This is a genomic window from Salinivibrio sp. AR647, from assembly GCF_001995415.1.
Classification (GTDB): Bacteria; Pseudomonadota; Gammaproteobacteria; order Enterobacterales; family Vibrionaceae; genus Salinivibrio; species Salinivibrio costicola.
Map to the genome: position 1 here is coordinate 161,480 of NZ_MUFE01000004.1, position 24,015 is coordinate 185,494.

Sequence of the window (24,015 nt, forward strand, 5' to 3'; positions counted from 1 at the left end):
ATCGGGCGACATCATACGCCCCTATTCACTCAGCGCAACGCTACCGTGAGAAATAACCGGGCCCAACAAAAATTTTGAACAAGTTTAACGAATTTATACGCTGGTTTTACCGTGTCGTTTCTCTACACTCTAACGTGTGCTGAATCACGCCAACCCATTTTAAGGAGAAATATATGAAAGCGCTGGTCTTAAAATCAAGCATTCTCGGCCCCTACTCTAGCTCAAACGCAGTCATTGACAGTGTAGTGGATTCCCTGTCTCCAGAGACGCTGATTGAGCGCGATCTGGCGGCGACTCCTTTGCCTACGCTAACAGGAAATAACGTCGGTGGTTTGCGTGGTGCAGACGAGCTCACCGAGCCGCAACAACAGGTGCAACAAGCATCGGACCAACTGATTGAAGAAATACAACAAAGCGATACCCTAGTGATCGCGGCACCTATGTATAACTTTACCATCCCCGTGCAGTTAAAAGCATGGATTGATCTGGTTGCCCGTGCAGGGGTAACGTTCCGCTATACCGAAAACGGGCCTGAAGGCCTGCTAACCGGTAAGCGCGCCATTGTGGTCACCACACGAGGGGGGATGCATAAAGGAGGAGACACGGATCATGTCACCGGATATATGCAAACGGTGCTTGGCTTTATTGGGATCACAGATGTTGAGTTTGTCTATGCAGAAGGCCTCGCTATGGGCGAAGAAAGCGCGACAAAAGCCATCGACGAGGCGAAGCAAACACTGAAGCGCCTTACCTCTTAATGCGTCTTTGTTTGTAAATGATTGATCAGAGCCTGCCTCGTTGCAGGCTTTGATGCATTTGATCTTATCACCGACAGGATTGGTGATACGTCCTGCCAGTGTTACCATGAGCACTTATCGCAGGGTATTGACTCTGCTTTCTTTTGTTTGATCAAATTGGATTCGATTGTGACAGACGCGGACCAGCCAACCTTTTTTATTTACGACTTTGAGACGTTCGGTACCCATCCGGGTAAAGACAGGCCTTGCCAATTTGCTGGCGTTCGCACCGACAGTGATTTTAATATTATTGGCGAGCCTCTGGTGCTATTTTGTCAGCCCCCCAATGATTACTTGCCGGCCCCAGAAGCTTGTTTGGTCACAGGCATTACCCCGCAACTCGCACTGAAAAAAGGGCTGCCCGAACCCGAGTTTATTGCCCAAATCCATGCGGCTCTGTCCCAACCGAACACCTGTGTAATTGGCTATAACAATGTTCGGTTTGATGACGAAGTGACACGTTATACCTTATATCGTAACTTTTTTGACCCATATGGGTGGAGCTGGCAAAACGGAAACTCGCGCTGGGATTTACTCGATGTGATGCGCGCTTGTTATGCGTTGCGGCCGGAAGGGATTGAATGGCCACATGACGAAAACGGTAAGCCCAGTTTTAAGTTAGAAAACTTGTCCGTCGCCAATGGCATTGAACACAGTGATGCGCATGACGCCATGGCGGATGTGCACGCGACCATTGAGTTAGCGAAAAAAGTGAAAGCCGCGCAACCCCGGTTGTTTGATTACCTTCTCACTCACCGCCATAAGAATAAAATTAAGCACCTGATTGACGTGGTCAACATGACACCACTGGTACATGTCTCAGGTATGTTTGGCACCGAGCGAGGCAACACCAGTTGGGTTGTGCCAGTGGCATGGCATCCTGACAACCCCAATGCCGTGATCACCGTTGATCTTGCCCGCGATCCTTCACCTTTATTCGCGCTTGATGCCGATGCCCTCCGTGAGCGTTTATATACTCCTCGTCAAGCATTGAGTGACGACCAATTGCCGGCACCATTAAAGCTTATCCATATCAATAAATGCCCGGTCTTAGCCGATGCCAAAGTACTTCGTCCTGACGATGCCGCGCGTCTTGGCGTGGATAGAGAAGCATGTCTTCAACATCTTAAAGCACTAAAGGCGGCGCCCGAAATCCGAGAGAAGCTGGTGGCTGTCTTCGCGCAATCCAAGCCCTTTGACAATCAAGATGTTGATAACGCACTGTATGCTGGCTTTTTTTCAAAAAGTGATCGCAGCGCGATGGACATTATCCGCGCGCAAGATCCAGAAAACCTTGCCGGGATTGACTTGAGTGTCGACGATTGGCGCATCAAACCTCTGTTGTTTCGTTATCGTGCCCGCAACTATCCGTGGACACTTACTGACGATGAACAAAAAAAATGGTTTATGCACCGCCGCGATTATTTTGAAACACACCTTCCCACGTACATGGACAACCTACAGCAACTGGCGGATCATCATCAGGCGGATGAGCACAAGGTCCGTATCTTAAAAGCGGTTTACCATTACGTCGAATCATTAGTCGGTTAGCCTCGATATACGATGTCGTGTTTTTCGATAGGTTCAACAACCGTTATGGCGCCATAGCGGTTGTGCTTTTTTTAATCTATTGTTATTCCTTATAAAATCAGAAAATTCAACATCATGCCTGCATAACTAGACCCAAAAAAGACATGCTAACGAGTTGCAGTTCTGTGATTTGAGTCCACACTTTTATAAAAGCTGTCGTTTGGAGTGGGCTTGATGATGACAACAAAAGTAAATACACGCTGTTACCGTTTTCCTGAAGTAGATTTTGAGCCAGAGAGCCGCACACTGTATTGGACGGATCAGGCAATCACGGTTTTGTCGTATGAAGAATCACGAATGCTCGAAATGCTTTGTTATTACGCAGGCGAGGTGTTGTCAAGTCGCACCTTGTTTAAACAAGTCGCATTACCCGACAGTTCTTTTGCACAACACCAAAGTGTGGTCACTTCGCTCATGGCTAAGTCTTACCGCAACGGTAAAAAGTGCTTGCCCTTTGACGTGGTTGGCGAGTTTGGTTTTCGTGTTGCTTTACCCCAACAAACCTTTGCGCAACGGCCAACCACACCGGCGGAAAATCAACCTGATCTCACCCCACCTCCGGCAACGCAATCACCGGCATTAGGGGATCCCTCTTTTAGCATTACAAAACCGCTTATTGTGTTGATTGCGACCGCAAGCCTCATTATTGGCATTACTGCGTTACTCACCTAGTGCACAGCTTTGATGTTTTTTGGGCGCTGAAATACACAAGCTAAGTCACGTGCCTATTCGAGTCAGTAAGGAAGGTTCATGCTCGCCAGATCAATTGTTATTGCCGCCATGATATCTATATTTATTAGTTTATCGGCTGTTGCTAGAAGCGAGTCCAACCACGTCATCAAGCTATATATGGGAGAGCTTCCAGGCCTGATCAACCTTGACCAATCAGGCCCTTTCGTCGATTTTGTTCACTTTCTTGATGACCAAGACCCGAATACTCACATTGAGATCGAGGTATTTCCCATTCATCGTGCGATTAATGGCATCGTACAAGGCCGTGCAGATATGATGTTACCTGCCGTTCGCCCTCCGAGTACTGTTACCGATCTACCGTTTGCGTTTAGTCGCGAATCATTTGGTGATGTTACCCATGTTTTATACACAAATAAGAATAATCCGTTACCTGTCGATGAGCTTTGGGCCGAACCGGAACGCTATAACATAGAAGCCGTGCCTTATTACATGCCGTTTAACGTTGCACGCTCTCATGGTATCAAACAGTCATTGCTTCGGCTGGCAGCAGGTCGTATTGATGGCTTTGTTTGGGCTCAGGAAGAGGCCGACATGATACTTAAACAATTGGGATTAACACATATTCATCGTGCGCACTTTGCCGACTTACAAGATGTATTTGTGATTCCCAAAGGCGAGCAAGGAAAGCCAATTGATGCTTACCTAACGACATTGATTACTCGCCTTCGCAACAGTGGGCAATTGGAGAAAGCTTATCGAAAAGTTCATCGCCCTTACGTGGACTGGCAACCTGAATAATCCCTGCCACCACCGCCTATCAAAGCGTTCATAGCGTTCATAGCGTTCATAGCGACTGCATTTTAAGCATAAAAATATTGATGTCACTCTAACTTTCAGCAACGAAATCGGTCTTGCATATTATGCGTGACTCTAATCACATAATTATCAGAGGTGCTTCCCTACACTGAGCCTCCGTTAATGACTAAGAAGTGATGCTATGCGAACTGCACTAACCGATGCACTGACACAATTGCCCGACGCATTACAACGCGTTGTCTCTGATTGGATAACTGACACACACTTTGGTGCGACATTTTCACCAGAGCAAGTGGCGCAAATGGAAGCCGAAAGTGGCCTATCTGGCGCCGCATTGCGTCTTACTCTATTGCCAATAGCGGCGGCTTATGCGGTGACTCCGATATCAACGTTTAACGTTGGCGCCATCGTTCGTGGCGAAGATGGCACCCTATACTTGGGAGCCAATATTGAGTTCACAGGGGTGCAACTAGGCCAAACCATTCACGCCGAGCAATGCGCGATTGCCCATGCGTGGACCAAAGGGGCAACTCGCTTAACCGATATCACGATCAACTACAGCCCATGTGGTCATTGCCGTCAGTTTATGAATGAGCTAAACGGTGCAGAATCACTCACCATTCAGCTACCAAAAACGGATCCCAAACCGTTACATACGTATTTACCAGAGTCCTTTGGTCCTGCCGATTTGGGAGTGGAATCACGTTTATTAACTGACGCGCCACACCAGTTATTCACAGACGATATTGATATCCCACTACTCAAAGCTGCCGCCGATGCAGCGAACCGAAGTCATGCACCGTATTCGGGTAACTACAGCGGCGTGGCCGTTGAAACATCTGATGGGGCTTTTTTCTCTGGGATGTATGCCGAAAATGCAGCGTTTAACCCGAGTTTACCCCCGCTTCAAGTGGCGCTCATTGCGACCAATATGGCCGGCTATCACTGGGACGACATTCGGGCGGTGGCGCTAGCCGAGATGACAAACAGTACGGTGAGTCATCTGACCGATACCCAAGCCACATTGGACGCGATGGATCCTGATATTCCTTTCGTCTATTCGACCCTTTCAACTTAACCACATGATGCGTTTGGCCTCAGCGGGGATTTCTGATCGCTCTGAGGCCTAATTTGCGCTACTATCCGTACGTCTTTTTTCGGATTGTCACGGTAATGAAACAAGTTCATCATCCCCTCCAAGGCGCGGCCTGGATGCTCACGGCAGGCTTATGCTTCGCATTAGTCAACAGCCTTTCTCAATATGTTAGCTTCAAGTTGGGCTTGCCTTCGACGACCGTTGCTTTTATTCAATATGCCATTGCCTTAGTGGCCATGATCCCCTGGTTAAAGCAACTGGGGATTCGTCAATCTTTAAAAACCCAGCACCTTGGGCAACATTGTTTGCGGGTGTTTATTTCTGTTATTGGGATCCAACTTTGGCTATGGGCGCTCGCTTATCCGGTTCCCATTTGGCAAGGCATAGCCCTACTAATGACATCACCGCTGTTTGCAACCATAGGATCAGGGCTATTTCTTCGTGAACGGGTTGGTATTGCACGTAGCTTGGCCACACTTGCGGGTTTTTGTGGCGCGATGATTATCCTAGAACCTTGGTCAAATGGTTTTACATGGGCAACGTTACTGCCGATAGGCGCCGCTTTCTTTTGGGCGACCTATTCATTAATGGTGAAACGGTTATCAGCCTACGATCCACCGACCACGATGGTCGTTTACCTCCTTTTGTTGATCACCCCCTTTAATCTACTCTTGGCCGTGCCTGACTGGACACTGCCATCATCTGCAACGGCATGGTGGATGTTGTTCGGTGCCGGAATGCTCACCGCACTCGCACAGTGGGCAATAGCCAAAGCCTATGCCGTATCAGATGCCTCGTTTGTTCAGCCGTTTGATCACGCTAAACTGCCGCTGAACGTCCTCTTTGGTTGGCTGGTATTCAGCTGGGTTCCACCTGGTCGGCTATGGCTCGGCGCAGGCATTATTATCGCAGCCGTTTTCTTTATTACCCACTGGGAATCACGACAGTCTAATCAACCTCGAGTCAAAACCGTCTAGCGCAAAGCGGCGCTATCCGAGCATGGCTCTAGCAAACCGAGCACTAAGCGTTGGCTTTTATCAACCAGACTTGCTCACCTCGGTCACCCTCTGGCTCGGTTTGCGTCTCTAACAACCTAATATCGAGCCCTGAAAACGCCTCTTCCACTATTGACGTATCGATGGAAAACGGCGGATTATCATCGGCCTGCGGATAAAACAAGGTGATCAGTAATAGGCGGCCTCCCGGCGCTAAAAGATCACGCACACGATGCACATACTGATCCCGCATCGACGGTGGCATCGCCACCAAAGCGGCACGATCGTAGATCAGCGCAGCCGGGCTCAAACGTGCAGTAAAAAAGTCACCACTGATCAACTCCAACTCATCGAAACAATAATGTGTATGACCCGACGGCGCACGGTGAACTTGCGGGGTATACAGGTTTTCTGAAAAAAAGGCCCGTACCGCGATATCACTCAGTTCTACACCAATCACATGTTCGTGTTTTTCCGCAAGCCAGTTTAAATCGATGGATTTGCCACACAAAGGCACCAGTACTGTCTCATCGGGCATTGGACAAAGTGTTGACCAGTAACGCATAAGCATTGGGTGCACACTGTCCCGATGAAACCCTATTTGATTTTCAGCCCAACGCTGATGCCAAAATTCTTGTTCCATGGTTTCTCCGAGAAGATGAAAAGCGGCCAGTTTAGCAAGTTATTAAATCAATCTCATTAGCAATTGCTTAAAAACGGGTGGAAATTGTTCACGATCTTGATCACAAATTAGTCAACGAGTAACTTGCGAGGCAGTCCACAAACAAGTACTGTTTATACATACAGTAATGATCATACATACAGGTGCTTTATGTACGCGATGTCTAATGAGTCAAATCAAGCAACGACGCAAACGTCAGTACAGATGCGTGACGGTAGCTATTATTCCTCTGCGTTGAACGCACAGACACCCATCAATGCCCATTGGCTGTCGATGTTACAGGCGTTAGCATTCAAAGCACGACAGCAAAAGTGGATCACGATCATTAATCCACCCCGCTCATTGAACGCTGAGCAGCTTAGCCATTGGGGAATTAATACCAATCAGGTAAGGATGATTTATCGTCGCCATGGATTTGACGATGAAGCACTGATTGACGCCGCAATGGCTGCAGATACGTCATGTGCGATCATTGCGTTTACACCCACACTGACACGTTTAACCTGTTACGAACACAATCAGCAGTGGATCGCACGCGTCGATCCAACATTGGCACAACGTCATTAGTACGCGCTTCAGTGCAGGCAGGCATCTACGTCAGAGATGAAAGTAAATCTAACCCACTCGCGGTTTTCATTACTGTACTCAAGCTGTGCGCCTGTTTGGTGGCTTATCGACTCCATTTGCCGATACTCTAAAGCATAAGGCATCAATACAGTGAGTTCTTTAATTCCTTGCGCACGAGCCAAACCGGCCAGTTGAACCAAATTGGATGTATCGGTATGACGCACTGACATCACACGCGCGGCGTCTTGCTGTAGGCGCTCTTGAGCGGTTAGTGGTGATTGATCGCCACCCGCTTGATACTCAAGCACAGTATTAAACATGGGCAACAAGCTTCGAAAAATATCGAAAAAAGTCCAATTGGGCTGCTGACTTTCACACAAAAAATGTGTGTAATCGAAAACAACCTCTGTGGGTGTTTTCAGCTGGGTTGACAGCGCATCCATGGCTTACCTCCAGACTAAAACCTAAGCGGATACACCCACTATAAGCAGTTTTAAACAGATGTCTGGAAGATTATACAGTATTTTGCACTCGATCATGCTTTATACACGTAACACGATTATTTCGAAAAGCTTTTTTAACACAAAGAAAACAAATAGTTGAAAAGAAACCGATTTTCTTAGCATGGGCAAAATGAAGTAACTGAGAGGCGGTGTTATCGAACACCCGCTTAAGTACAAAGACAAATCATACGACTTAAGCGGATGAGCAAACACTGATCAAGATGCTTTGTAAATCACCTTGTTGGCGGCCATTTGAACACGCTCGACTGCGCCCTCTTCGGTCAGTTTTTTCAACGCACCTGTCGCCCAAGAAGCGGCTTTGCTGTCTTCTTGTCCTGCAGCCAGACCAATGCCTTTCGGGTTGATCCCTTCAGGATTGGCTTTAACGATGTCTAATACTTGCTGCTGCTTAGGGGTGAATGACGAAACGGTATCCACAACGGGCGCTTTTGCTGCAGAGTCTACCGCCGGTTTAGCCGCTACCGCGGGTTTCGCTTTTACGGGACGTTGACGCGCTGGCGACGATGCCTTAACACGCTTGTTGAGTTTACCTTGTACTTTACGTTTGTGAGAAATTTTCATTCGATCATCCTACTCCGACGCACTACGTTCAGGCTCGCTGAAAGCAGCGGGTGAAAAACAAAGCGCGTGTTATACCAAATTTCAGCTCACTTTTGTAGGTAAGCGTCCCTTAGTCGGTGCAAAGTTCGTGACATTCAGCGACAAATGTTTACCTATTCGGTGTTTTTTAGGCAAACTAATCAGACACTTTCATCGTACACTTACAAGGTAAATCGTGGCTAAACGCTTGTACTCGCCGCTTTATCTATGGCGTGGAATGGAAGATTATGGATGCACTCAAGACAATAAAAATCTACCCGCCCCAATTTGAAGCGGCGCGATGGAGCATGCTAATCGCAATGGTTGTCGCATTTGCATTGGTATGCTTTTTTTTAATCCAACCCTCCTTGTCACTTGGGCAAGGCATTATCGGCCTGATCGCTATCGGCGCAATTTTATATGCCATACATAAACTTCTGCAGCGCGTACAACTGTCGTTTTCGCTCTCATTTATGCATATACAGCATCACAGCTTTCGTGGCGGTTGGGCACTCAAATGGCGCCATATTGACACGATAGGGATCCCTCAAATCTATCCGCAAGGCCTTGGCGAGCCACTGCCTTGGATGGGGATTAAAATCAAACACTATGATGCATTATTAGATGGTATTAGCTTGAGAATGGTGACTCATATCATCATGACTCAACGGGCATTACTGATTACAGCTTTCCGTCGTGCGGGAAGCAAACCCAGTAAGCCATTGGAAGATATGATGTTTGATGACACCCCATATCGTGGTGCCAATGGTGTGCTTTATAAAGGTCTGATGGCGATGTTGGCCAATCGTATGCGATATATGCGCGAATTGTTAGGTTATGACATTTTTATCAGCGAAGACTTACTCGATCGCCCCCTAGAAGACTTTATCGGGGTGACAAGACGGTATCTGGCTGCTGCCAGCACGCAATAATGGTCTTGGGACAAATAGGCTCTTCTAAACAAAACAAACAGGCTCTAAACAAACAGGCTCTAAAACAAACAAGCTGGCCCGTACTCTGAGTACAAGCCAGTTGAGTGAAAAGGGTTAGAAAGCACCGGTAAGAAAAGGATTGGTTTTACGCTCATGGCCCAGCGTTGAGGTGGGACCGTGGCCGGGAATAAAAGTCACATCATCTCCCACCGGAAGCAGCGTGTTCTTGATGGCGTCAATCAAGGTCGCGTGATCGCCTTTTGGAAAGTCGGTACGGCCAATACCACCGTTAAATAACACATCGCCTACCCATGCGGTACGGCTTTCTTCATCCACAAAGACAATATGTCCTGGCGTATGCCCGGGGGTAAATAAGACCGACAAAGTATGCTTGCCGACGGTGACCGTATCACCTTGCACTAACCACTGATCCGGCTCGAACGGCTCGGCGTGGGCAAAACCAAACATTTGTGCCTGTGCCGGTAAGGCTTGTAACCAAAATGCATCTTCTTTGTGCGGACCAATCACCGGAATATCAAGCGCGTTAGCCAATTCTACTGTGCCACCCACGTGATCTAAATGGCCGTGAGTAAGAAGGATTTTTGTCACGGTGACATTGAGTGAATGAATCACTTGGCGAATTTTAGCCACGTCACCACCTGGGTCGACGATCGCTGCGTCTTGAGTTTGGTCGCACCAAATAATCGAGCAGTTTTGTTGAAATGCCGTGACCGGCACAATCTCATAATGCAACGCCATACAGTTAGCCTTCCTTTTGTATAAGTGCGGTAGCCGCCGATAACGACGTAAATACGGGCCTCACTATGCCATGCTGTCATCAGTTTGCAACTGTGCTGCCAAGGAGATGTCACCTTCACGCTCTAGGCTGAGATAAGGATACCTGGATACCTTTCAGGTACGCTTTATTGTATGCAGGGCTGCTTATGTTAGATATTGATAAAGTATTATCGTCGCATTACCCCCGGTTAGAACAGCGCGGTTGGCTCATGCGCCCCGTCAGTAAAACGCTAAAGCGTTTACTTCATGAGCAAGAGTTTCAAGCGTTTGCTGAACGCTACCCGCATCTGCAAGGATTCGAGTTTGTTGAACAGGTACTAGATTATTTTAACTTTAGCTATCGGGTCAGCGACAGAGAAAAAGAGCGGATCCCGGAATCTGGACGGGTGGTGATTATCGCCAATCATCCAATCGGATCACTGGATGGCTTGGCGCTGCTTAAACTCGTACGTTCAGTGCGTCCAGACGTTAAAGTTATTGCCAATGAATTACTCATGCAAGTCGGCCCACTTCACAGTTGTCTGTTGCCAGTCAACAATATGGGTGGCCGAACGCCTAAACAAAATCTACAACAAATCACACAGTGGCTAGAGCGTGATGGCGCTTTAATTATCTTTCCAGCCGGTGAGGTTTCGCGCGTCGCACCAACAGGAATTCGAGACGGTGTTTGGCACTCTGGCTTCTTACGTATGGCGAGTAAATCAAACGCCCCTATTTTGCCGATTCATGTCGACGGGCGAAATTCTGCCCGTTTTTATGGTGCGTCAATGGTCTATAAACCTTTGTCGACTTTGTTACTGGTTGAAGAGATGTTTCGACAAGAGAACAACACCATCGCCTTCACCGTGGGCGAAATGATCCCACACCACAGTTACAGTGCCAGCGCGAACCTTCCGGTAAAAACACGGGTTAAACTCTTTCGTAAACACCTCTACCGGATCGCCAAGCGTAAGCAAGGCTTATTTCCCACCGAAACTGCGATTGCCTCACCGGAGCCACGACTGGCGCTCAAGCATGCACTTGCACTCGGCGAGCAACTCGGACAGACACCCGATGGTAAACTCATTTATTTACTCGACTATCAAGCCGATTCGCCGGTGATGCGCGAAATAGGTCGTTTACGTGAGGTCGCGTTCCGCGCTGTTGGGGAAGGCACCGGACAGCGGCGTGATCTTGATAAATACGACCAATACTATTGGCATTTGGTCTTGTGGGATCCGATTGAGCTCGATATCGTCGGTGCATACCGCTTATGTGATACCCAAGCCACTCTCGCTCATCAAGGGCTTGGAGGGATCTATAGCGCAAGCTTGTTCGATTATGAACAAGGGATGCAGCCTTTTCTTGACCAAGGATTAGAACTAGGCCGTAGTTTTGTTCAGCCCAAATATTGGGGAAAACGAAGCCTGGATTATTTATGGTTAGGCATTGGCGCCCTGCTCGCTAATCGCCCACAGTACCGTTATTTATTCGGGCCTGTCACTATCAGCAACGCAATGCCACAACCCGCTAAAGAGCTACTGATCTTCTTTTATCGCACCTACTTTCGTGGCGACAACCGCTGTGCGCGCTCGAAACGACCGTATCAACTCGACGAAAGTAAACAAAGTGAGTTGCTCGACCACTTTTGTGGCAACGACTATGCGCGCGATCTGAAAAAGCTAAAAATGTTACTCGATCACCTTGGCGTCGGGATTCCAACGCTTTATAAGCAGTACAGTGAGCTATGTGAGCCTGGCGGCGTACAATTCTTAGACTTTGGCGTTGATCCTGATTTCGCCGACTGCATTGATGGACTGGTTTTAGTCGACCTCAAGCGTTTAAAACCCAAGCGCTACCAACGCTATATTGCGCCACATCTAACCACTCCCCCAATCTCCACTTGTGACTAAACCTCGCTGTGAATAAGCGTCGCGGTGAACAAACAAAGCCCCGCGCTATCTGTCTTGATGGCGCGGGGCTATGACTGTCAACTCTTGTGATCGTGATTGAGACTACTGTGACCGTGATGAGGATATATCACGTTGCTGGGTTAAGTAGCTCGGCTCCTGAGTGGTGATTTGACGTTCGGCATGGCTATCATAGGCATATACATCATCACGAAACGCGAGCTTGCCGTCTTCAGTAACCCATGCTGTTTGGTAAATGGTTTGCACGGAAAGGCGCGTTTGCAACGACACCCACTTAGTTTGTGTTTTATCCAAATACCCTTGGTAGCTAGCCAATTGTTTACCGGACAAATCCAGCACCAAATCCGCCAACTGCTCGGCCTGCTCCACCCGAATACACCCGGAACTAAACGCGCGGCGCGAGCGACTAAATAAGCTTTGTGCTGGCGTGTCATGTAAATAAATGGCGTTTTTGTTTGGGGTGTTAAACTTGTACTTTCCTAATGCATTGCCTTGACCCGGCGCCTGTTGCAATCGATAAGGGAAGCCGTCGTCATTCACGGTTTGCCAATTAATCGTACTCGGGTCGATAGCGATGTTGCTTTGCCAGTTAGGCAAAATGCGATACTGATTGCGAGACAAATACTGCTGGTCATCCGCCAGTCTGGGTAAGATATCTTTTTGCACAATGCTACGAGGCACATTCCAGCTGGGGTTCAGCACTACCGAATCAAGTTGCGACGTAAACAGCGGCGTACGTCTTGATTGGCGACCAACAACTACTTTGCTTTCGAATACATTTTGATCGTCATGCCATACATGCATGCGATAATCGGGAATATTCACCACAATTCGATTGGGATTATCGTTAGGCCACAATCGCAACCGTTCTGCATTAAGTGCCAATAACCGAACCCGTGCTTGTGGGTCTAAATTTAACCACTTCGCGGTTGCTGGGCCGATAATGCCATCCATGGATAAACCATGCTGTTGCTGAAAGCGTTCAACTGCGCGAAGCAAGTCACCACCGTAGCGCACAGTGTCGCCATTTATCGCTTCCAAGCGCTCAGAGCTGCCCCAAAACCCCTGTAGGCTCAGATTATCCACCAAGTTAAGCGCTAACGTTGTCGCAATCGCTTGGTCCGGGTATATGACGTTCTCAGCCTGAATCGTTGGCCAAACCGACTGCGCCTGCTCTTGTAAGCGAACAATTTGTTTTACTAATGCATCGTATTGCGAGTGTTGTGGACGCCGCTGCTGCAAAAACGGAGCCACTGACCCGTTAAGTCCTGCCTTAAATAAAGCAGCACGCCTTTGCGATGAGGGAGCTGGCAAGGGGGTGCGATGAGACGCGCCAAAAAACCATTGCATTCCTTTATCGGGGATCACACTTAAATAGCGAAGCAGCGCATAGGCGGTATCGGTAGCAAAAATATCATAGGCCGCATCGCTGGGCTGCTGACGAAGTTGCCGCAATTGCCATGCTCGCCATTCAAACTCAGGACTAAAGCCAGCCAGTGAAATCACATTCACTTGCGTTTCTAACTCATCTCGCGCCGCATCTTGTGTCCAAATCAACGAAAATCCATTATCCAGGTAGTCTTGAGTCAGCGCTTGAGGATAGGCCAATACGGTCGCATCCGGTGCCGCCGATTCAAGCCAATCGCGCGCATACTGGTAGGCTCGCTGGCGATGAACATCCGCCGATACAGTTTGATCATCAGGCACTCTTTGATCATCAGGCACTCTTTTCCCCGAGATCTGCGGTTCAGTCAGTAACCGTACTCCCCCCGTTTCACTGGCGTTATTGGCCATCACTGGCTTTACCAAAAAGCAAAACACTATCAGAAGGTTAGCCAACCAGGCATCGTGCCTTCTCATCATACGCCCCTCCTCATCCCTGTTATGATTATGGCAAAGTTTTACTGCAAAGAAGCAAAATTAACGTCTGTTTTTCCTCATCACAACGCAAGGTATTGAAACAAAAACGGCAGCCAAAATTGACTGCCGTTTAGAACATTATCATGTATTCATTACACTAAGGTTATCCAGTGATTATCCCATCGGACTGGCGTCATTTTATAATCCGGATGGTGTGCATTATTTAGCGTCACCATTTTACCGCTACCCGCACTGAGGTTAATCACATCACCATCGCGACTCGCGCCAGAAGCATCTATCAGCGGATGCAGTCCAAGTAACTCGCCACTATTTAACGACCAAATACCATAACAATTGCCACGGGGCGACGTGGCGACAATCCAACCATTGAGGGTAGCAATACTGGCAACATAGTTATTAAAACGCGACCACTGCTCTGGTGAAGCATCAAGCATTTTCATCGGCTCACCACGGCGATGAATCGCGACAAGGGGGGCGTTATCAGCACCATGGTATTGCTGACCTGTCACCACATAACCCTCATCTGACACCATTAAATGACGAATACTGAGCTTCTTATTTGCAAGCTCAGCGCGCTCGACCACTTTGCCACTGTCGATATCGATATAGACCAGTGCCGGTGACATAGCGTCAATGTTTAACACTGTGCGTCCATCAGTATGCATGCCACCGACACCCACGACTAACGTGTTAGTATCCACCAGCGCTAACTCATGAGGACCAATGCCAAAGCCGCTTATTTCACGCACTTTTTTTACCTGGCCCTGCGCGGTTAATTGGTAAACACCGATCACACCTTCGCTGGTTTGCCGTTTACCCTCGGTGGTATATAACCATTTTCCATCATCAGAAATGGCACCGTGCCCATAAAAATAGCGATCGGATGCGGCCCTTACTCGTGACAACGTCACTCCACGTTGGTAGTCAAACACCTGCATAAAATCACCAGGCCGGCGCGCAAATGCCACTCCTAGCGTTCCAACCTCTCGTCGCTGAGCAGCGACACCATGACCCCGATCGGGCAATGGTAGGCGGAAAACGGGTTGCCCAGACGGATCAGCGCCAACCACCGCGAAAGAGCCATCACGACTCAGCGCACAGCCCAGTAACTCACACCGCGCTGCTGCGGTATTACCACGACAACCACTCAATGTATTTACGACGGTGGGTAAAGCCGCGCCCATTAGCACCGCCTTGAGTAAACGGCGGCGTTTCTGACTAATCGCCATCGGTTGCATTAAACCCCACAACAATGCCTAAATCTTGTGCGACTTGACCACCCAACACGAGTTTTAGATATTCCAGATTGTTATAGACGGTGAGCATGTCACGGTAACCCGGTACGCTGTTGAGCCTATCAAACAGCGGCTCGCCGTCTTTGGGCACACTGTCATAGGCGAGTTGCCAATGCTCGCTAACACGATCGGCTACCTGATGGTTGCCTCGCTCGCGTAGCGCTTGCTCGATACCACCTTCAGCGTGATATTGAACTTGCATCGCTTTAATGCTCTCGCTTAATAGTGTTAGAGAGTGCCGCGATCGCCAAGCTTCTCCTTGGTAGGGGTTAGGAAAACCAGGTTTGCCCAAAGGGCCGGCAAGCTTTTTAAGCACATAATCGAGCTGATGTGTCAGTGCGCCAAGTTTTTCTGCCGTGGCCATCGAAGGTGGCATCCCTAACCACGGGTTTTTCTGCCACGCTAGGGTTAATGCCGTTGCACTTTGCTGCAAACGCCCACTGACGGCAATGGCTACTTCGCAGTGTTTTGGCTGAGTTAAATCCGCTTGGTGATCATACAACAACCATTCCATCGCGCCGACACCTTGCACGGCCACACTTTGATCCGCTAATGCATCCGCGGTCCAGGTAGTATCACTGGCCAGCAAGGCATTCATTTTCCGTCCGGTGGTATTCTTTTTGTCAGGATAAAACTGAATCCGCCAACTTTGTGCCAAGGCTTGCTCTGAGCCCTTTTCTACGCCTTGTAAAGGCATCCAAGCGGTCATAACCTTCTTCCATGCTTGACGCGCCTTATCCACATCCGTGCCCTGCGAGCAAACCGACTGCGTGGTCTGCGCAAGCGCCTTGGTTGCAGAGAGAAACTGTTCGCTTCTTTGTTTTTGTAGTTGCCAAAGGCCATAATTAGGCCCTGTCTCAGCTTGAGACAAACATCCGCCGAGCAACACGGTGGCGCTGAGCGTAAGCACCACAATAGGATTAAATCGAAAACGCATACCACAAGACTCCAGCATGGTGTTTTTATAATAAGTGTTTTTATAATGAACGTAAAAATGCAATCAGTGCATCACGGTCCGCTTTTGGCATCGCCAGTACACGCTGTTTGGCGCCATCGGCTTCGCCACCATGCCATAAAACGGCTTCCATCAACGTTCGAGCACGACCGTCATGTAAGTAGGTACCATCAGCATTAACCTCTTTGGTGTAACCAATCCCCCAAAGTGGTGCCGTTCGCCATTCTCGACCGTTAGCAATAAACTCATCACGGTGATCCGCTAGTCCCTCTCCCATATCGTGTAACAGTAAGTCGGTATAGGGATGAATCTCTTGTTCACTCAGAGCGGCCAGATCAGGACGTTTTGCTGTTGTGAACGACTCAACATGACAAGCGTTACATCCGGCACTAATAAACATCTCTTGCCCTCGTTGGACTTGCGAGTCTTGGATGTTGCGACGCGCGGGAACCGCGAGATGGCGAGCATAAAATTCAACAAAGCCGAGAATATTATCACTCACTTCGGGATCGCCGCCATTGGGCATATCGTCGCACACCGACTGCGACGGCATACAGTTATGATGAGGGAACATCGACGTTGTTAGCCCGACATCGCCATTAAAAGCGGCTGCATTTTGTTGATTCACGTTAGGTAATCCGGCTTTCCACCCAAACCGTCCCAGTGCGGTACGCTGTGTGTCAATATCCCACACTTGGTTGGGGCGCCCGGAAATGCCGTCGCCATTGGCATCCTCAGGATCGGCGTACGCATAGATCGCCTCAGCGGGGATCGACTCGAGTAGCCCCAGACCTATCATCGGTGGTGCGATCCGCGCTGACAGCTGCACATTCTCTGCCATCGGACCATAATTAAGGTCTGTAATAGCTAAGTTTGGCTGGCGTAATGTTACGGTCTCACCGTCTTCAAAGGTCACCGGTACTTCGCGATAGCTGATTGCTATTTTGCCCTCTGGCTTGACGCCTGGTAAGGCAAAATCTTGAAGTTGACCGCCATAATTGGGCTCTGGAATATTGCCATATTGGATCAGCTTTTGTTTTTCCGCTTCACTCATCGCTGGCACACTCAGCCGAACCAACATGGAAACGGCATTGATATCACCTGGCGATGGAGGATGGCCTCGCCCATCTTTGATATGGCAATTTTGGCAGCCATTAGTATTAAATAATGGGCCAAGGCCGTCACGGGCATCCGTTGATGCCGGTGAACTGACCCAAGGATTACGAAAAAAGCTATTACCGACACTGAAATCAATGCGCTCACTCATCGGCAGGTTAGCGGCAGGTTGGGAAAAGGCGTTCGGTCCTTGCTTGATAACGGTTGTTCCCCCACCGGATGTGCGCTCGAACGCAAGTGCGGAGGTGGTCACCAAAAAAGTAAGACATGTCACGTTAAGGTAAGCAATGACATTGGGCTTCATAGTGTGTCCTGACAAGGCAAAAAGCCCCGTACCACGGGGCTAACTAGAATAATATGTCGTTTAGAATTGGTGATCAGCGGTGTCTGGATTCAGGTTATCAATACCAATCACTTGCGCCGCTTGTTCAATATGCTTGGTCTGATCCACCAGCGCCGCGATAGATGCGTTGACCAGTTGATTCCCTTCGTTATTACCAGCAGCAATCAGCTGATCAAAATACACGTTGTTGTCCTCCGCAGAAACAACCAAGGTTTTAACTTGCTGCTGCGCTTGATCAAAGCTGGCTTTAATTGCCTCTGCGGCATCGGCATTTTTATCTTTAACCAAATCAAGGACTGACGGTCCCGATAAAGTATTACCATTCACGCGCTGATATGTCCCCGTCATGACATTGTAAATGCCCTGCTCGTTATAAAAATGCGAATTGTGCGTATTGTCAGAAAAACAGTCATGCTCATCTTCGGTTGAGTTAGCTTCTAGTGCGACTTTCATTCGCTCCCCCGCCAGTTCACCTAACGACAGTGATCCCATACCAAATAGCATTTTGCGTAGGCCATTCTCACTTGAATCGGCAAGCAGACTCGCACGATAATTATCTTTGTTACCCTCGGCCCATTGATCACGCATCCACGCTAGATCATCAACCAATAGATCAGCAGCCGCTTTCAAGTAATCACGACGACGATCACAATGGTCATGGGTACACGCTTCACCATAGGCGAAATCGGTATAAGGGCGGTCACCGGCTCCTGCGTTGGTGCCGTTTAAATCTTGCCCCCACAACAGGAACTCGATGGCATGGTAGCCCGATGCCACATTGGCTTCTGAGCCGCCCACTTCATTTAAACTTGCCAGCAGTGTCGGCGTGATATCAGTAACATCAAGATCGGTGGCGCCAATCTGAATGCGCTGATTCGCAATAATGTTAGCTGTCGCTCCGGCATTACCGAGTTCTGCCTGATAGCCATCCGCGACATAATCAATTAACCCCTCGTCCAAAGGCCAAGCATTGAGCTGTCCTTCCCAGTCATCGACAATGGCATTACCAAAGCGAAAAACTTCTGACTGTTGGTAAGGTACACGTGCATCTAGCCACGCCTTTTTGGCTGCCTGAAGGGTTGTTTCAGAAGGTTCGGCAACAAAAGCGTTCAGTGCACTGTCGAGTTCAACCGCGGTTGTGTGAGCATCAGCAAAAACGGCGTGAGCAATGTCTGCATAATGTGCCACGACCTCTTGTTGGGTCGCCGCATTAGCGCCAAATGGGGCCGCAAATAGTGAGAGCGCAATCAGGTTGCGCTTAAACGGTGTCAATTCCATAGTCGTGTTGTCCTTCGCCTTATATGAACGGTTATGATAACCATTATCGTTTGTACGAAAGAATTCTAAGCATAATGTTACGAAATGCAACAAAGAATTTTTCTCATTACGCGAAGTGTGATGGCTATGCTATGTGTAAGGTTGACTGCAATACGTTGCAATGCACATCCGACCTGTTATTTAGCTAAACCGATGACTATAGGCCATTTTTTGCACTTACTCTCTGAAACAGTCAAAAATAACAATAAATTAGATTTAATTTGAACTCTAATGGTTATAATAGACTGAAAGCACGTCGATTATTTTCTCGTTGAAACAAACATAAATCATCGATTTTTCTCTCGATGTCTTTGCACTACAACCGCGGGTATTGTAAGTTTCGGGGGCAATTTTTTCTGGTGGAGGTGAGGTAATGGAAAAACACGAAGAAGTACTGGTCGCATTGCGGCAAATTATACGCGCAATCGATTTGCATTCACGAAAGCTTAACAAAGTATCGGGGATCACTGGCCCCCAATTGGTACTGATGCGTGCGATTAAAGAGCTTGGTCAAGTGACGATTCGTAAGTTATCTGTCCATACCAACATGAGCCAGGCCACAGCAACCACCATTTTGGACCGCTTAGAAAAGCGTGGGCTGATTTTGCGTGTCCGGAGCGAGCTTGATAAGCGTAAAGTGCACGCACACCTGACCGAACAAGGGGAAGCGGCATTGGAACAAGCCCCTAAGCCACTGCAGGAAAACTTTATCTCACGCTTTCAAAACCTAGAAGAATGGGAACAATCTCTGCTGCTGTCCTCTGTCCAACGTATCTCATCAATGATGAATGCAGACGATATTGATGCCGCACCGATGCTAGAGGTGTCTGCGCTTACCTCGCATCACTCCATGTCTCAGGCTAAAAAATAGCAGCTACCGGCGGGTAAACAGGACGTCTCCACCGGTCAACCTGCCAGCAAGGCGCCAGAAAAGCCATGGATTGAACGCTTTTTGTCGCCATTGCTCATCTGAAAATAAAAAGACGGCACCACGTACCGTCTGTTGATTTTACCCTTGATCAACGCCTTCGCACGAATGACCAACACCTTCGCTCTAAGGCACGTTATGCCCTTTCGAAGCGACCCATATGCGATACCACTGCTCACGCGTTAATTTAAGATCATAAGCCTGTTTAGCGGTTTTCACTCGCTCAATGTTCCCCGAGCCTATAATGGGTAATGGTTTCGATGGATGCCGCATCACCCAAGCATAAATCACTTGATCGATACTCGCGCCGCCTAACTCCTCACCAATAGTGCTAAGCGTTTCGCGCACACGGACAGCCTGTTGTGACTCACCCGTCAATAATTCACCGCCAGCAAGGCATGACCACGCCATCGGTTTTATCTGAAGACGCTGAAGCTGATCAAGCGTGCCATCGTGGATCACATCAAAACGTAGCGGGTTGATTTCAACCTGATTGGTGACGAGCGATTCGTCCCAACGAGATTGCAATAAATCAAATTGTGACGGCGTAAAGTTTGATACCCCGAAGTGCGCGACTTTTCCGTGATAGCGAAGCGTTGTAAACGCCTCTGCCACTTCATCCGCGTCCATCAATGCATCAGGGCGATGCAACAATAACACGTCGAGCTTTTCCACCCCTAAACGCTTCAGTGAATGATCCACCGACTCCAGGATATGATGATAGCTGGTGTCATAATGATTAATTTTACGATTAGGGGCCGCCTCGCTGACCAACTTAATGTCGCACTTGGAGACAACTTGGATCGATTTTCTCACACTCGGATCCAATTTTACCGCTTGTCCAAACAAGGTTTCACAGCGATAGTCTCCATAGATATCAGCATGATCAACCGTTGTAATTCCCAAATCAATATGGGATTTGAGAAAACTGAGCCGCTGCTGCGGGGTCATCTGCCAATCATCTAATCGCCAGTATCCCTGCACCATAGGCGAGAAAAACGGGCCGACCGGAGAAATGGATGTCGCTTTAAACTCTGACAAAACGCGTCCTTATATGCCGAGAAGTGAAGATCTCATGCTAGTCCGATCAATTTCACGTCACAATCCCTTTTTTATTAATATAACGAGATAGTTTGTTTTCTCTCAATTTTTGATTTTTTGCGTACCACGCGTTTGAACGAAAGATGAGCAATTTGTCATCAATACTTGGCGAATGGGACGAACTTCGGTATCTTATGCGCCGCAAAAAAGCAAAAAGGAAGCGAAAATGCTTATTCGACGCATGGAGTTGCGTGATTGTGACGCGATCAATACCATTTATAACTATTACATCACCCACACTGCGATCACGTTCGATTTAGCCCCTTGGCAAAAGCAAGAGCGTGAACATTGGTTTGCGCAATTTGATCCGTCCTCCCGCTATCAAGCTTGGGTGGCAGAGCAAGATCAACAAATCGTTGGGTTTGCTTATAACACGCCGTTCAACGCTAAACAGGCTTTTCATATCGCCTCAGAGATCACGATTTACACCGCGCCTGATGCCGGCGGTCGCGGTATCGGCTCACAATTGATGCGCACTTTGCTCGAGGGGATGCGAGAGCAAGATCTTCGCCGTGCTTACTCGCTGATCACACTCCCTAACCCCTCTTCACTGGCGCTTCATCGTCGTTTTGGCTTTCAGCAAGTTGGCCAACTTAACGAGGTCGGTGAAAAGTTCGGCCAATACCATAGTGTCGCCATGCTCGAGTGTGATCTGACCGTTTGAGCATGCTGTTGGCCTGTTGAATAAGCCCCACCCTCTTCACCATGCACCGTTACGGTGCCCTCATTTGATACCGTCGTCACGACGTTCAGGAGTTTAGTAGTATGAAAGTTCGCACAAAGGTATCTGCGGCAATCATCTCCGCCTGTGTTATCTGTATTCTCGCCACCGCAGCAGTGCTTGCCAATCGCACCACTGCATTGTTTGGCGACCAAATGCAAGATCAAGCCATTAGCCAGCTCAAAGCAGTCCGTGAAGCTAAACAATCAGAGCTAAGCAGTTATTTTTCATTTATCGGTCAACAGTTGACATCAATGGCCGATTCAACCATGACTGAAAATGCCGTTAACGCATTTAGTCAGGCCTATTTACGCTACAGCCGTGAAGTACGGACCGACCGCGCGTCACGCCGCGCCCTGCAGGATTACTATACCGACACCTTTGGTGATGCCTACCAGGCGCTTAACGATACGAATGCCAACGCTCGTTCCAACCTCGCCGCGCTCGCCCCCGCCACGCGTACACTGCAACAATTTTACATCAGTGGTAGCCCGCACCCTTTGGGCGAGAAAGACAAGTTAGTTACCACTAATGACGGATCAACCTACGATAACGTTCACACCCAGTACCATCCCAACTATCACCGTTTTGCCGAAACCTTTGGCTACCAAGATATTTTATTAGCAGATGCGAACGGTCGTATCGTTTATTCGGTGGCGAAAGAAATCGATTTTGGCACCAGTTTGTTTGCCGGTCCCTACGCCACCAGCGGGATGGGAGATGCGTTTTTAGAGGCTATCGACGCGCAAGCAGGCGACATTAGTTTTGTTGATTATCGCCCTTATTTTCCCAGCTATGACGAGCCAGCTTCATTTATCGCTACCCCTATTGTTGAAAACGGCGAAACCCAAGGGGTGCTGATCTTTAAACTGCCTATCGCACGATTAAGCGGTGTCATAAGTGGCCAAGGGCACTGGCAATCTGCCGGATTTGGTGAGACGGGCGAAATGTTTATGGTGGGGCCAGACAAGGTTCTCCGTACCGAGGCACGCGCGTTACAAGAAGATAAATCGGCCTATTTGAGTTTGTTACGCACCAATGGCGTAAAACCCGGTTTGATTAACCGCATCGACTTCACTGACACCGCGGCTGGACAAATGCCAATCGATTCTCCAAGTGTGGCCCAGGCGCTCGCGGGCCAAACAGGCACGGGGGAAGAAAAAAGCTACCGCAACCAAACCGTTTATACCGCTTATGCGCCGATTGATGTATTTGGAAAGCGCTGGGCGTTGGTGAATCAAATTAGTCAACAAGAAGCGCTTGCCCAAGTGACGACCATGAAAGACACTATTTTAAACGCCACCGTGCTCACATCGCTGGTTCTGGTGGGTGTCGCGATACTGATTGGTTATGTACTGGGTGGCAATATTGCTAAACCCATGATTGCGGTGACCACACGGATTAAGACGATCGCCGAAGACAAGGATTTAACTCAACGGCTGCCGGATAAAGGTAAAGATGAAATGGCGCTGCTCGGCCGTTCGCTCAATCAGATGTTTGCCAGCTTCCAAACCGTGATCCAAGAAGCGCATCAAGCATCTGGATTACTTGGGCAAGCCGCTAACGATATTAACCAAGACGTAGTCACCATGCACGATCGCGTTACCGACCAGGTCAAGCATACCCATCAAGTGGCCTCAGCGGCGACGGAAATGGCTACATCGGTTACGGATGTCGCGCAATACGCCGATCAAGCCTCAACCGCATCAGACGATATCACCCAAGCGGTGAATAAAGGCTCGCAAATTGGTGACGATCTGGTGGAACAGATCCGCACGTTGTCATCGAGTATGGACGCCGCCACGGCGACCATGAGCCGCTTATCGCAGCAAAGTGAGGAAATTGGCACCGTGCTCGATGTGATCCAAGCGATTGCCGAGCAAACAAACTTGTTGGCATTGAATGCTGCTATCGAGGCCGCCCGTGCCGGCGAACAAGGCCGTGGATTCAGCGTGGTCGCTGAAGAAGTACGTACCCTTGCCTCTCGCACCCAGGACTCCACCGAAAGTATTCGCGATAAAATTGCCGCATTGCGCCAAGAGACCCAATCGGCGGTGGCGGATATGGATACCACCAGCCAAACCGTAGAAGCCTGTGTGGACTATTGTCAGCAAAACAACGCCGCGCTGGTTGATATTGCTAACATGGTTACCGAAATAAACCAAATGACCTCACACATCGCCAATGCCACACAGCAGCAAACGCAAGTCACAACGGAGATTAGCGAAAGCATCACAGACATTGCACAATCAGCAGAGACTGTCTCGCAACGTACGCATGACACGGCAGAAACCGTCACCGGCTTAAGCCAACGTTCTGCGCGATTGGCGGATACCATCGGACATTTCAAAACCGAATAATATATCTCACAATATTAAC

The 24,015-nt window shown here is 48.7% G+C and carries 22 protein-coding genes; 12 read left to right on the forward strand and 10 right to left on the reverse strand.

All coding sequences use genetic code 11. The annotated features are described in order from the left end of the window. Positions 1-173 precede the first annotated feature (173 nt). The 6 genes from BZG76_RS06445 (at position 174) to BZG76_RS06470 (ending at position 5,969) form a co-directional block, all read left to right on the forward strand. Positions 174-758 (forward strand): FMN-dependent NADH-azoreductase, encoded by a 585-nt coding sequence (locus BZG76_RS06445; protein ID WP_077460605.1) that lies wholly within the window; start codon positions 174-176, stop codon positions 756-758. Between the two features lie 168 nt (positions 759-926). Continuing rightward, positions 927-2,348: an exodeoxyribonuclease I gene (gene sbcB, locus BZG76_RS06450; protein WP_077460666.1), complete on the forward strand. Its 1,422-nt coding sequence runs from the start codon at positions 927-929 to the stop codon at positions 2,346-2,348. A gap of 213 nt (positions 2,349-2,561) precedes the next feature. Next, the gene (locus tag BZG76_RS06455) at positions 2,562-3,059 is read left to right on the forward strand and encodes a hypothetical protein (RefSeq protein ID WP_241824054.1); all 498 of its coding nucleotides are present in this window, start codon (positions 2,562-2,564) and stop codon (positions 3,057-3,059) included. Between the two features lie 78 nt (positions 3,060-3,137). Further along, on the forward strand, positions 3,138-3,878 hold the full coding sequence (locus BZG76_RS06460) for an ABC transporter substrate-binding protein (RefSeq protein ID WP_077460606.1): 741 nt from the start codon (positions 3,138-3,140) through the stop codon (positions 3,876-3,878). 199 nt (positions 3,879-4,077) lie between these two features. Then, positions 4,078-4,974: a cytidine deaminase gene (gene cdd / locus BZG76_RS06465; protein WP_077460607.1), complete on the forward strand. Its 897-nt coding sequence runs from the start codon at positions 4,078-4,080 to the stop codon at positions 4,972-4,974. A 95-nt stretch (positions 4,975-5,069) separates the two neighbouring features. Further along, complete coding sequence (locus tag BZG76_RS06470; RefSeq protein WP_198532303.1) at positions 5,070-5,969, forward strand: DMT family transporter; 900 nt, start codon at positions 5,070-5,072, stop codon at positions 5,967-5,969. Positions 5,970-6,012: 43 nt separating this feature from the next. Here BZG76_RS06470 and BZG76_RS06475 read toward each other — a convergent pair whose 3' ends face one another. Continuing rightward, entirely contained in the window at positions 6,013-6,630 is a 618-nt protein-coding gene (locus tag BZG76_RS06475; RefSeq protein ID WP_077460609.1) for a thiopurine S-methyltransferase, read from the reverse strand. Positions 6,631-6,828: 198 nt separating this feature from the next. On the opposite strand from BZG76_RS06475, the gene BZG76_RS06480 reads away from it, so the two are divergent. Further along, complete coding sequence (locus BZG76_RS06480; RefSeq protein WP_131825315.1) at positions 6,829-7,236, forward strand: hypothetical protein; 408 nt, start codon at positions 6,829-6,831, stop codon at positions 7,234-7,236. Between the two features lie 8 nt (positions 7,237-7,244). Here the strand turns inward: BZG76_RS06480 and BZG76_RS06485 are convergent, their stop codons facing one another. Both BZG76_RS06485 and BZG76_RS06490 read right to left on the reverse strand, forming a co-directional pair. Continuing rightward, a complete protein-coding gene (locus BZG76_RS06485) occupies positions 7,245-7,679 on the reverse strand; it encodes a hypothetical protein (RefSeq protein WP_077460611.1) in 435 nt (144 codons plus the stop codon). 276 nt (positions 7,680-7,955) lie between these two features. Then, the gene (locus tag BZG76_RS06490) at positions 7,956-8,321 is read right to left on the reverse strand and encodes a hypothetical protein (protein ID WP_021023613.1); all 366 of its coding nucleotides are present in this window, start codon (positions 8,319-8,321) and stop codon (positions 7,956-7,958) included. Between the two features lie 266 nt (positions 8,322-8,587). On the opposite strand from BZG76_RS06490, the gene BZG76_RS06495 reads away from it, so the two are divergent. Then, complete coding sequence (locus tag BZG76_RS06495; protein WP_077460612.1) at positions 8,588-9,271, forward strand: DUF2982 domain-containing protein; 684 nt, start codon at positions 8,588-8,590, stop codon at positions 9,269-9,271. Positions 9,272-9,385: 114 nt separating this feature from the next. Here the strand turns inward: BZG76_RS06495 and BZG76_RS06500 are convergent, their stop codons facing one another. Further along, positions 9,386-10,030, reverse strand: a complete 645-nt coding sequence (locus BZG76_RS06500) for an MBL fold metallo-hydrolase (protein ID WP_077460613.1) — start codon at positions 10,028-10,030, stop codon at positions 9,386-9,388. Positions 10,031-10,215: 185 nt separating this feature from the next. Here BZG76_RS06500 and BZG76_RS06505 point away from each other — a divergent pair, with 185 nt between their 5' ends. Then, a complete protein-coding gene (locus BZG76_RS06505) occupies positions 10,216-11,961 on the forward strand; it encodes a GNAT family N-acyltransferase (protein ID WP_077460614.1) in 1,746 nt (581 codons plus the stop codon). Positions 11,962-12,063: 102 nt separating this feature from the next. Here the strand turns inward: BZG76_RS06505 and BZG76_RS06510 are convergent, their stop codons facing one another. The 5 genes from BZG76_RS06510 to BZG76_RS06530 all read right to left on the reverse strand — a co-directional run bounded on the left by BZG76_RS06510 (position 12,064) and on the right by BZG76_RS06530 (position 18,847). After that, positions 12,064-13,842 carry a L,D-transpeptidase family protein gene (locus tag BZG76_RS06510; RefSeq protein WP_077460615.1) on the reverse strand — a complete coding sequence of 593 codons (1,779 nt, stop codon included), beginning with the start codon at positions 13,840-13,842 and terminating at the stop codon, positions 12,064-12,066. Between the two features lie 149 nt (positions 13,843-13,991). Beyond that, positions 13,992-15,089 (reverse strand): DUF1513 domain-containing protein, encoded by a 1,098-nt coding sequence (locus tag BZG76_RS06515; protein ID WP_198532304.1) that lies wholly within the window; start codon positions 15,087-15,089, stop codon positions 13,992-13,994. Continuing rightward, positions 15,079-16,092, reverse strand: a complete 1,014-nt coding sequence (locus BZG76_RS06520; RefSeq protein ID WP_158011331.1) for an imelysin family protein — start codon at positions 16,090-16,092, stop codon at positions 15,079-15,081. Before BZG76_RS06520 ends, BZG76_RS06515 begins: the two co-directional genes overlap by 11 nt. A 40-nt stretch (positions 16,093-16,132) precedes the next feature. Continuing rightward, positions 16,133-17,530 (reverse strand): di-heme oxidoreductase family protein, encoded by a 1,398-nt coding sequence (locus BZG76_RS06525; protein ID WP_077460618.1) that lies wholly within the window; start codon positions 17,528-17,530, stop codon positions 16,133-16,135. A 60-nt stretch (positions 17,531-17,590) separates the two neighbouring features. Beyond that, entirely contained in the window at positions 17,591-18,847 is a 1,257-nt protein-coding gene (locus BZG76_RS06530; RefSeq protein ID WP_077460619.1) for an imelysin family protein, read from the reverse strand. Positions 18,848-19,259: 412 nt separating this feature from the next. Here BZG76_RS06530 and BZG76_RS06535 point away from each other — a divergent pair, with 412 nt between their 5' ends. After that, a complete protein-coding gene (locus tag BZG76_RS06535) occupies positions 19,260-19,757 on the forward strand; it encodes a MarR family winged helix-turn-helix transcriptional regulator (RefSeq protein ID WP_021023622.1) in 498 nt (165 codons plus the stop codon). Between the two features lie 183 nt (positions 19,758-19,940). On the opposite strand, the gene BZG76_RS06540 is transcribed toward BZG76_RS06535, so the two are convergent. Next, positions 19,941-20,801 (reverse strand): aldo/keto reductase, encoded by an 861-nt coding sequence (locus BZG76_RS06540; protein WP_077460668.1) that lies wholly within the window; start codon positions 20,799-20,801, stop codon positions 19,941-19,943. 280 nt (positions 20,802-21,081) lie between these two features. On the opposite strand from BZG76_RS06540, the gene BZG76_RS06545 reads away from it, so the two are divergent. Together BZG76_RS06545 and BZG76_RS06550 are read left to right on the forward strand one after the other, a co-directional pair. Then, positions 21,082-21,579, forward strand: coding sequence for a GNAT family N-acetyltransferase (locus BZG76_RS06545; RefSeq protein ID WP_077460620.1), 498 nt, complete (start codon positions 21,082-21,084; stop codon positions 21,577-21,579). A 101-nt stretch (positions 21,580-21,680) separates the two neighbouring features. Then, entirely contained in the window at positions 21,681-23,996 is a 2,316-nt protein-coding gene (locus BZG76_RS06550) for a methyl-accepting chemotaxis protein (protein WP_077460621.1), read from the forward strand. Positions 23,997-24,015: the final 19 nt, after the last annotated feature.